This is a genomic window from Pigmentiphaga daeguensis (genome assembly GCF_039523035.1).
Classification (GTDB): domain Bacteria; phylum Pseudomonadota; class Gammaproteobacteria; order Burkholderiales; family Burkholderiaceae_B; genus Pigmentiphaga; species Pigmentiphaga daeguensis.
The window spans coordinates 373,393-382,923 of record NZ_BAAAEN010000003.1 but is presented as its reverse complement, the minus strand read 5'-3'; the positions used below and the strand labels follow the sequence as shown (position 1 = coordinate 382,923).

Annotated in this window: 8 protein-coding genes; 2 read left to right on the top strand and 6 right to left on the bottom strand. The window is 60.6% G+C overall.

What is annotated here, in order from left to right:
* Nucleotides 1-60 precede the first annotated feature (60 nt).
* The 5 genes from ABD104_RS06740 to ABD104_RS06720 are packed head-to-tail and all read right to left on the bottom strand — an operon-like array spanning nucleotide 61 to nucleotide 7,005.
* The gene (locus ABD104_RS06740) at nucleotides 61-216 is read right to left on the bottom strand and encodes a hypothetical protein (RefSeq protein WP_343927305.1); all 156 of its coding nucleotides are present in this window, start codon (nucleotides 214-216) and stop codon (nucleotides 61-63) included.
* Between the two features lie 26 nt (nucleotides 217-242).
* A complete protein-coding gene (locus tag ABD104_RS06735; protein ID WP_343927299.1) occupies nucleotides 243-1,052 on the bottom strand; it encodes a DUF4391 domain-containing protein in 810 nt (269 codons plus the stop codon).
* A complete protein-coding gene (locus ABD104_RS06730; RefSeq protein WP_343927298.1) occupies nucleotides 1,049-2,836 on the bottom strand; it encodes a GmrSD restriction endonuclease domain-containing protein in 1,788 nt (595 codons plus the stop codon). The genes ABD104_RS06735 and ABD104_RS06730 overlap by 4 nt, the downstream gene beginning before the upstream one ends.
* A gap of 14 nt (nucleotides 2,837-2,850) precedes the next feature.
* Entirely contained in the window at nucleotides 2,851-6,084 is a 3,234-nt protein-coding gene (locus ABD104_RS06725; RefSeq protein WP_343927297.1) for a helicase-related protein, read from the bottom strand.
* Nucleotides 6,085-6,096: 12 nt separating this feature from the next.
* On the bottom strand, nucleotides 6,097-7,005 hold the full coding sequence (locus ABD104_RS06720; protein WP_343927296.1) for a BrxR family transcriptional regulator: 909 nt from the start codon (nucleotides 7,003-7,005) through the stop codon (nucleotides 6,097-6,099).
* A gap of 278 nt (nucleotides 7,006-7,283) precedes the next feature.
* Between ABD104_RS06720 and ABD104_RS06715 the strand changes: the two genes are divergently transcribed.
* A complete protein-coding gene (locus tag ABD104_RS06715) occupies nucleotides 7,284-8,174 on the top strand; it encodes a LysR family transcriptional regulator (RefSeq protein ID WP_125277468.1) in 891 nt (296 codons plus the stop codon).
* Between the two features lie 37 nt (nucleotides 8,175-8,211).
* Here the strand turns inward: ABD104_RS06715 and ABD104_RS06710 are convergent, their stop codons facing one another.
* Nucleotides 8,212-8,517, bottom strand: a complete 306-nt coding sequence (locus tag ABD104_RS06710; protein WP_071037998.1) for a helix-turn-helix domain-containing protein — start codon at nucleotides 8,515-8,517, stop codon at nucleotides 8,212-8,214.
* Between the two features lie 121 nt (nucleotides 8,518-8,638).
* Between ABD104_RS06710 and ABD104_RS06705 the strand changes: the two genes are divergently transcribed.
* Entirely contained in the window at nucleotides 8,639-9,280 is a 642-nt protein-coding gene (locus tag ABD104_RS06705; RefSeq protein WP_343927295.1) for a substrate-binding domain-containing protein, read from the top strand.
* Nucleotides 9,281-9,531: the final 251 nt, after the last annotated feature.

Genomic DNA, 9,531 nt, shown 5'->3' with positions numbered 1-9,531 from the left:
TGAGGCCGAAGCGCGATACTATCGGCAACTTGCAGCGCCGACTGTGGAACCTGTTTTACTTTAACCAAAAAGCCTCCGCGATCCCCGGTGCGATTCAGCCACGCCGTCTTTGCCTTCCGTGAGCAGTTCCGGAAACAGCGCCTTGAGTTGTTCGATATTGCCAGCCACCAGGTCGGCGGATTGGGCTTCCGGGCTGGCTGCCTTGAGTTTTTCCATGGTCTTCTCCGTCATTCGTTCAATCTTCAAAGCTGTTGTTGTGCAGCGGCCAGTTCGGACTGGATGCGCTTGAGCGTCAGGTTCAGTTCCACCTGGCGCGCCAGTTGTTTTTCTTTGGCCGCCTCGGCCCGCAGGCGACTGATTTCGCCTTCCAGCCGCTGGCAATCGATCAATGCCTGTCGTCGCGCCGCGGTCTGTTCGGGTGTTGCAGCGGTTTGATAGATTCCCGTCCTTCGCGCTGCGTGCAGGGCCTGCACGCATACGATCCAGCCTTCATAGAGGGCATGTAGCGAAGCCTGGGGCTGACGCGCAAGCGCAAGCGACTGCATGAAATCCTGCTCAATGTGGGACGCCGCCTTCGCATCAGCTCCAGGTGAGCCATCGGCTGCTTGAAACAGCGAGGCCGACACCAGATCGCCGTCGAGCACGATCTTGCCCGCCTCGTTATGCGCCCAGCGCTTATGCGCCAGCGAGAGGGTCAGTGTTGGCCCTTCAGCCCGCTTTTCATCCAGCAGCAACAGCACCGGGTAAGGCACGGCCCGGTGCACCAGCTCTGCAAAGCGTGAAAGGCTGGCGTGCGTGATGGCCCCTCGCAAGGTGACGGCCAGCACCGCGACCTCCAGGTATTCGCGCTGCGTATCGCGGTACTCGGGCACGCCGATGGTGTTGGGCTTCAGGGCGGCCAGCCACTGAATGTCTTCAATCGCATCGGTGATCAAGCGCTTGTCAGACGCGGTGGGCGCACCGTTCTCCAGCAACAGCTTCTTGGGCACGCGCTGATCCACCCGCGCGCTATCCGGGAGACACAGGGCACTGACGACATCCGACCTGCTCATGACGACAGTGCCGCTCCAAATGCTTTGACCGTTTCTTCGCTGTCGCGCCCGGCAATGGCTTTGCCCATGGCCTGCTCGATCAGCTTCAACAGTGCGGTGGCGCGTTGGCGGACAAACGCATCAAAGTCATCCGAGCGCAGCGCAGGCACCGGAATCACGTGAGAGAGCAGAAACTCGTCCAGGCTATCGGGGGCCACCTGCTTGGCTTTCTGGATGCGGGCGAGGTACACGCTGGGCGCATCCCCGCTGATGAAACGATTGGTGCCAGCGGCCAGAGGTGCCTTGTTGACCACGCTGTTCCATTTCTCCTTGGGCAATTTCTGCTTTTCGCACCATGCACGGGGGAACACATGGTGAATGTCGATGGCGTTGTTGAAGTAGGTGTTGAGGTCGATCGGCGTACCGCTGACGAAATCCCGACCACCGTGTTTCATGAGCAAGGCGGCCAGCCCCTTGTAGGCGGCTGCGAGGCGGCTTTGCAGAGACAGCAGGCGCGTCGGCGCAAAGTTGGCGTCGCGCACCGTGCGCGGTTCGCTGCCGCCTTCGACCCAGGCGACCACATCCTGGATGTCCATGCCGAAACGGGTTTCGTTGGCGCCGCCGTACAGCTCGCCCAGAACGCCGCTCCAGTACCAGCGCAGCAGCTTTTGCTTGACGCCATGTTGCGTCGTGCGGTCTGCCAGGTGCGCGCAGATGGCAGACAACGGGACAAGCTGCGTGGCATACGGCAGGCTTCGATCATCGAAGATTTTTTCCTCTGCCAGCAACTCGGCAGCCCGCTTGAAGCCTTTCTCCAAATCGGATTCCAGCGCCTTGAAGTCCGCCAGCGGCAACTTCAGCACGTCGGCACGCTTGCAACTGACGGATGTGCCAAGCGCTTTGTGCCGCCGATAGCTGGCCAGCAGCGTGACTGCGGTGAGAAAGCTGGTGCCATCCACCGCCGTGAGCACATCGTGCTTGGCGGTCAGTCGCTCCTGCCGCGCATCCCAGTCATCGCGCAGGTTGAATTCATCCGCTGCGAAGGTGGCGGTCATCAACTCGAACACGGTCAGCGTGACACCACCGGTATTGACCTTCTCGAAGACTTGGCACACGGCTTCGCGTGGCGTGTCCTGGGTCAGTTCGATGGCGGGCACCTTGAACTGTTGGAAGCGCAGCCAGATTTCGTTGCGAAACCGCTGCATGAACTGCATGGCTTCCGCTGCGAACTGATGGTGCGCGCTGAAGCCACTTTCCCAGGCCATAAAACCTTGAATATCGAAGAGTAATGCCACCGGGAAGAGCCGCTGGTCGTACTGCAAATCAGGTGTGCGGACATCCAGATCGACTTTACGGCCGAAGTCGGACGTGACTTGCAGTGTCTCCGGCAGCGAGAGAACTGCGTCTTCCCGGTCTGCCGACTGATCCAGGCATTGGGTCATGTCAAGGAAGTACAGGCGGCGAATATTCGCGCCTTTCTCCGTGCGTGTCGGCACGGGCTGGCCGCTGCGCAGCGCCAGGTACATGGAGGTCAAGCGTTGCTGACCATCAAGTACGAGGGTTTTTGGAGCAGGCGCAGGCTGCAGGTTGACGCCGGCAAACAGGCGAGGTTTGAACGGCACACCGCCTGCTTCCAGAAACATCACTGCGCCAATCGGGTAGGACAGCGAGAGGCTCGCAATCAATGACCGAATATGGTTGTCATCCCACACCCAACCGCGTTGGAAGTCAGGAAGCTGGATTTGCCCCGATGCAATTCCATCGAGGACATCTTTCAATGCGGGTTCGGCGGTGCGAAAGCTCATGCGGGTCCTTGTAATCAAATACTTTGTTCATCGGGCAGCACGACGAGAAATGCCACCACCTCAAAGTCGCCACTGCCGGCGAACTCGCCTTTCATGGCGTGTGTGCCGCCGGGCGTGAACAGGCTGGCCACGGCCCGTTCCTCTTGCTTGCCGGCGACGGATGCCACAGCCGCTGCGAGCAGCTTCTGGGCGTGGCGCATGTCTTCGCCGCCTTTGCTTGCCTTGTCGAAGCGCGCACAGGCACTGTCATCCGGCCGTTCGCGCCCCAGCGCCAAGCGCTTGAGGCGATCCAGGATGCGCTTGGCCTGCGGGAACGGCAGCAACACGGTACCGTCATCGCCGACATGCACCAGGTAGTGCGGCGCGAGCGGGTAGTCGGACGATGTGGCGGTCTTTGTCGCCCCACCGCAGGCTTGCAGGCAGAAGATCACGCCGGGCGGAATGTCGGCATCCAGCGTGGTGGTGACCGCATAAGCACCCAGCGGCTGGGTGTCCAGCTTGCCGGGGTGGCTTTTAAGGAACTGCGCCAGGTCGATGCGGAAGTCGGTCAGGGTGAGGTCGGTAATCGCCACGCCAGTGGACAGGTCTTCCATGTCGATGACCGTGTCCTGCAATTTGAGCAGCTGCTTGCGCCGGTACTCCAGGTCGTTCATGGCGTTGCCGGACTGCTGCTCGATCAGGTTTTCTTCGCCCGTGGCCGAGACATCGAGCAGTACCATGCGACCGCTGACGCGCTGCTCCAGGTTGATGTATTCCTCCAGCTCCATGTTGGGCCAGAAGTTCACGAGCTGGATGCGCTGGTTGGGCGAGCCGATGCGGTCGATGCGCCCGAAGCGCTGGATGATGCGCACCGGGTTCCAGTGGATGTCGTAGTTGATCAGCCAGTCGCAGTCTTGCAGGTTCTGCCCTTCGGAGATGCAATCGGTGGCGATCAGCAAGTCGATCTCGCCTTCACCCGCCATGTCTTGCGGGCGCTCCTTGGCGCGCGGCGCGAAGGCCGAAAGCACATCGCCCATGCTTTTGCGCAGGCCCGGCAACGTGACCTGGATGCCGGCGCTGCCGGTGACGACCGCCGCATGCATGCCCAGCGTATCCCTGGCCCATGGGGCAAGCTGGGCGTAGAGGTAGTGCGCCGTGTCCGAGAAGGCGGTGAACACGATGATCTTGCGGTTGGCTTTGCCATCGTGCGTGTTGATGGGCTCAAGGCATTTGCGGGCAATCATGTCGCGCAAGGCTGCCAGCTTGGCATCACGCGCGGCATCCACTTGGCGGGCTGCCGCCAGCAAGGTCGCCAGGCGGTTGCGGTCTTCCAGCAGATCCTGCTTCCAGCGAATCAGATCCACATCGCCCAGCAGCACCTTGACCTTGCGCCCGACCAACAAGGTCTCGAACGCCGGGTCGTCGATATCGACGTCGGCAATGTCGATTTCCTCCAGCGCCTCGGCATGGGATTCGATGCGCGCCAGCGTGTTCTCTACATCCTTGAGTTGGCGCTGCACGGTCAGGGTGAAGGACGAAACGCAGCTTTCCATGCGTTTGAGCACGTTCACACGCAGCAGGTGGATCAGGCTTTCTTCGCGATCCGCCTGACGGAAGAAACTTTCGCCGCCACGCACCTGGGTGCTGTACTTGGCGTCGTAGGCCGCCTGCTTGTGGGGCAGCACATAGCGCAGCGGCGCGTAGCTGGCGAGCGTGAGTCGGCGGATTTCCTGGTTGATGTCGCGGATGGCACGGAATTCGCCCGCAAGGTCCACGTCGGCCTTGATGTTGATGGGCGGCAGTCGGTCGGGGAAGCGGCCGGTCTCGCTGGTGCCGTAGTACTTCTCCACATGCCGCCTGGAGCGGGCAATGGTGAGATGATCCAACAGGGTGAAGTAGTCAAACCCCAGCATTTCAACCAACCGGGTGGGGGTCTTTTCAGCTTCGTCCAACGCCAGCCAGCGATTGAATTGCGCCTGCGCCTTGCGGGTCGTGGCCTCGATACTGGCGATGCCATGCTCCAGCAGAGCGGCGTCATCGCCTTCGGTGGCAAAGGCAATCTGGTTGCGCAGGTCGGCCAGACGGTTGTTGACCGGCGTGGCCGAGAGCATGAGCACGCGGGTCTTGACGCCTTCGCGGATGATGCGTCGCATCAGGCGGTCGTAGCGCGATTCCTTGCCCTTGTGTGTGGCCTTGTTGCGGAAGTTGTGCGACTCGTCGATCACTACCAGGTCGTAGTTGCCCCAGTTCACATGTGACAGGTCGATGTCACCAGACACCCCGCCATCGCGCGACAGGTCGGTGTGGTTGAGCACGTCGTAGTTGAACCGATCAGCCGCAAGGATGTTGCGCTTGTCGTTGGCCTTGTAGAGCGTCCAGTTGTCGCGCAGGCGCTTGGGCGCCAGCACCAGCACGCGGTCGTTGCGCAGTTCGTGATACTTGATGATGGCCAGGGCTTCGAAGGTTTTGCCCAGACCCACGCTATCGGCGATGATGCAGCCGCCAAAGCGGTTCAGCTTGTCGATGGCACCCACCACACCGTCGCGCTGGAACTTGAAGAGCTTTTTCCACACCACGGTATTGCGGATGCCGGTGGCGGACTTGACGATGCGCTCCTCGTCCATCTCGTCACCGCTGTCCTGAAACAGGCGGTGCAGCATCAAGGTGTAGATGGTGAAGGGGTCACGGTGCTCGCCCAGCGCCTGCAGTGCTTCAAGGATGGACTCGCTCTCGTTGCGCTGGCCTTTGGAGTCGGTGGCATCAGCACCATGCAAGCCTGCCCACTGGTGATCAAACCATTGGGCGAGCTGCGCGGCTTCGTCGACCGTTTCTGATGCCTGAATCAGGTTCAGAGGGTTGCCCGGCGTCAGGCCAAGGCCAGACGTGTTGAAGGCAAAAGAACCCAGAATCACTTGCGCAGGAGCCCCGTCCGGCCCGCGCATAACGGCAGCTCCCTGTGGCACCCCTTTTGATGCCCGCCGAAGCGCCACTTTCTCTGTGATCCATTTCGCGCATTGATTGGCCAACCAGCGTGCCTGCAGACGATTGCGTGCAGCGCGGTCGCTCTCCGTACCCAAGAGTTCAAGTGCCTCGTTGTCAGGAGGCACGATCAATTGAACTCGATCCAGAGCAGACAACGCCTCCCGGATTTCTGCAAAGGCGTAGAGAGAGAACGAAGGCGTTACACAGTCGAGTCGGTTGCCGTGCTTGAGGTGGGGCTGCATCAAGTCGATGACGCGCTGTGTTCCGGTGTTTTGGATCAGCTTCATGGTCGTTTCCGTTCAGTCAGCAATCGACGTTTCTGCACTCGGCGATGCATACCCCGGCGCCAGCACTGCATTGCGCACGCCGTAGATGGCGAGGTGGTCCTTCAACCAAAGCCGGTACTCAGGGCCGCGCAGGCTATGGTCGGGGGAGCAGTCCACACTCCATTTGCGCAGGATGTAGCCAGCGGTGGCGGCGCGCAGCTTCATGTGCAGCACGCCGCCTCGCATGCCGTAGTCCATTTCAGTGATTTCTGGCCGGGGCTGATCCGGGTGAGGAACCAGCTCCAGCTCGACGATCCGTGTCCATTGAATGTCCTGATCGCTCATCTCGTGGGGCGCCACGGGCTGCCCCTTGCGCACCACAGGACGCTTGATCCGGGTGATGACGAAATCCCGGAATTCCTGCGATTTGCGGTCGAAGGCACGGACGTGCCAGCGCAGGCCGTTGTCAATCAACGCGAACGGGACGATCTCCCGCACGGTGCGGCCACTGGAGATGGAGTGGTACTCGATCCCCATCGGGCATTCATAGTGGATGGCACGGGTCACGCTCGCCAGGATGTCCAGGTCAGGGTGGGTGAGCCGGGACGGGCTCTCGCTGGCCACCCAGGCCTTGATGTGCATCGGCTCACCGTCGCCAAACCCCTGTGTCAGCCACGACAACACCCGCCCGGGCGGGAAATCGAAGATCGGCTGGAAGCTCGGGCCGAGGACGTAGAACTTGCCTTTACCGTCGTAGTCGATATTGCCTGGAGCCAAGTCCTTGTACAGCGCCAGGTCCCTGGACGCAGCAGCGGACTGGATACCAAAGCGCGCGACCAAGTCCTGTCGACGCATCTCCCCAATGAAGCGCACGCGCAACTCCACGAACGCGAGCCGGTCGCGCTGTGGCTGGGTTAGATCGGCAAGCTGTTGATGGGGCATTCTGGTTGGCTCGTTCGGGTTAGCGAATGCTTATGCAGATTTCTGCCGAAAGTATATGGTCTGTGTAGAAAGACGTCTAGAAATCTAAGTTGATTTGCTAATGTGCTGCATTATGATAACCATTTTCGAGGCGTAAATGCAGTGATCTGGCATGGACGAGTAGGTGATGAGTCCATCGGATCGCACCAGAAACGCCGTGGAATAGCGTGCATCCAGCAGGCTCCTGCGGACGAAAACTGGTGCGAATAGATCCTTGATAGGGAACAGGAGCACGGCCCATGGAACTGCGACACCTTCGCTGCTTTGTGGCTCTCGCAGAGGAGCTGCACTTCACACGGGCCGCCGAGCGCCTTCATATCGAACAGCCACCATTGTCCCGCGCCATCAAGGAGCTTGAGGACGACTTGGGCGCGGTGCTCTTCGTGCGCAACCGCCGAGGTACGGTGCTTACCGAGGCGGGCGCGACTTTCCTGCAAGACGTGCGCAGGGTGTTCGCCGCGCTGAAGCAGGCTCAGGAGAACGTCCAGGCGGTCGCCTCGGGCCTGAGCGGAAGCCTTCGCATTGCAGTGTCCGACGGCGCCATCGATCCCCGGCTGTCAGCCCTCCTGGCCCGTTGCCGCGAGGAAGAGCCGGAGATCGAGATTCGTCTGTCCGAAGTGCCGTTGGCCGAGCAGTTGCGCGGGCTACGCTCGGGCGACTTCTCGATCGGGTTCGCGCACACGGCGGAGGTTGGCGATGACATCGTGACCGAGCCGCTCTGGCACGACTCGCTGGTGGTCGCCGTACCTGCCCGGCACCCTTTGCTTTCACACAAGGCCGTTCCGCTGCACCAGCTTGCGAGCTACCCACTGGTCTTATGCGACCCGCAGACATGCGAAGGCTGCTACCGCGAACTGACGCGGCTGCTGCGGCCGTTGGAGCGTGAGCCCGACGTTGTCGAGCATGTGTCCTCGCTGGATATGATGCTCACCCTGGTCGGTGCTGGCTACGGCGTTGGCTTCATCACGGCAACCAGGGTCGCGGCGAGCCCGCGCCCCGATGTGGTGATCCGCCCCCTGGCTATGGATTCCGCGATCATCACGACCTACTTGCTGCGACCTACCAGCGAGAGCATGCCGGTATCGGTGGAGCGGTTCATTGCGCGCCTGCGCGAGCACTCGGGCGATTGATGCGGCGGCACGAGCTGTAACTGAAGTTCGCGGCTGTTTATGGCGAGTCTTGCGGCTCACTGCCAGAGTTGAGGTTTTTTTCAGTCGCCGCCATCAACTCGCTGGCGCTGATCCCGAGCGCGGCGGCAATTTTCAGTATCAGGGGAAGCGTCGGCACATGCTCCCCGCGTTCGATCTTGCCCATGTGTGAACGCGATATTCCAGCCTGAAATGCAAAGTCGTCTTGAGCGACGCCGTGCGCGACGCGGGCCGCGCGCACGGCCCGCCCGAAAGCTAATGCTGGTTCGGATTCATAGGTGGGTGTTCCAGGTGGACGACCTGGCTGAATAGTAAGCTTCTGCATCGGCAGAAGCGTCAAACAATCCTCTTAAATTAACCACGTTAAACATATAGACGTTAAAGTTCTCTCTTTACTATGATGCTGGTTTGCCCTTGACCTGCTTTGTCGCTTCTGTGGGTTCTCCATGAACAACATCACCAGCCAGCCCGCCCACCTCAGGTTTGCGATAGCGCCAGGCGTATCGTCATGTCGGCTTTCGGCGCTGCTCGAGCTGCAACGTGCGCAAGAACCAGAGGTCAGCATCGGGTTCTTTGAGGTTGCAGGTGACGAGTTGCTTGATGGACTTCGTGAAGGCTGCTACGACGTAGGGGTGTCGCTTCAAGGATCGAGCGATCCGGTCATCCAAACCCAGCCCTTGTGGGTTGAGAGCATGGCCGTTGCGATGCCGCTGCGGTTTCCATTGCTGGATCAGGCATCGCTCACCGTCGCCGATCTACAGGACTACCCGATCTTTCGCTGGCGGGCTGAGACGTGTTCTCTGCTGGATCATCGGCTGCTCTCGCACCCGCCTGCTGACCAGCAGAATCTTCAGTACGTCACGTCTTTCGAGATGATGGCGCTATGGGTTTCTGCCGGCTACGGTGTCGGGGTATCCGCGCAATCGCGCATCAAGCGCGCCCATGGATGGGGAATCAGCATGCGCCCGCTGGACGACGGCCCCTACGAGATCGTGACGCACCTGCATAGGCCCCAGGGGCAAGCGAACTCTGTTTCCGTGCGATTCGAGAGCAGAGCTCTGCATGTAGCACAAGCTCAGGGCGCCTGATGTCGCTTCGCTTAGGAGCAGGCCGCTGGGCACACAACTCAGTGGCTGTCAGTGGCTGTCAGTGGCTGCCCTAAGACCGCAGTGGATGCATCTATCCATCAGGAGGGCAAAACTGGTATCATTTACGGCCCAAACCGGACATCCGAACTTGGGAAACCCGTTATTAATCAATGGGTTGAATGATTGGATCGATTCCCTTCACCCGCTCCACTTCGACTTTCCAGGGTTTTCCAAGGACGTCCATGGAGTGT

Coding starts and splice junctions, on each gene's coding strand:
- ABD104_RS06720 (WP_343927296.1), bottom strand. CDS start 7,005: ATGCCCCATCAACAGCTTGCCGATCTAACCCAGCCACAGCGCGACCGG.
- ABD104_RS06735 (WP_343927299.1), bottom strand. CDS start 1,052: ATGAGCAGGTCGGATGTCGTCAGTGCCCTGTGTCTCCCGGATAGCGCG.
- ABD104_RS06715 (WP_125277468.1), top strand. CDS start 7,284: ATGGAACTGCGACACCTTCGCTGCTTTGTGGCTCTCGCAGAGGAGCTG.
- ABD104_RS06740 (WP_343927305.1), bottom strand. CDS start 216: ATGGAAAAACTCAAGGCAGCCAGCCCGGAAGCCCAATCCGCCGACCTG.
- ABD104_RS06730 (WP_343927298.1), bottom strand. CDS start 2,836: ATGAGCTTTCGCACCGCCGAACCCGCATTGAAAGATGTCCTCGATGGA.
- ABD104_RS06710 (WP_071037998.1), bottom strand. CDS start 8,517: ATGCAGAAGCTTACTATTCAGCCAGGTCGTCCACCTGGAACACCCACC.
- ABD104_RS06725 (WP_343927297.1), bottom strand. CDS start 6,084: ATGAAGCTGATCCAAAACACCGGAACACAGCGCGTCATCGACTTGATG.
- ABD104_RS06705 (WP_343927295.1), top strand. CDS start 8,639: ATGAACAACATCACCAGCCAGCCCGCCCACCTCAGGTTTGCGATAGCG.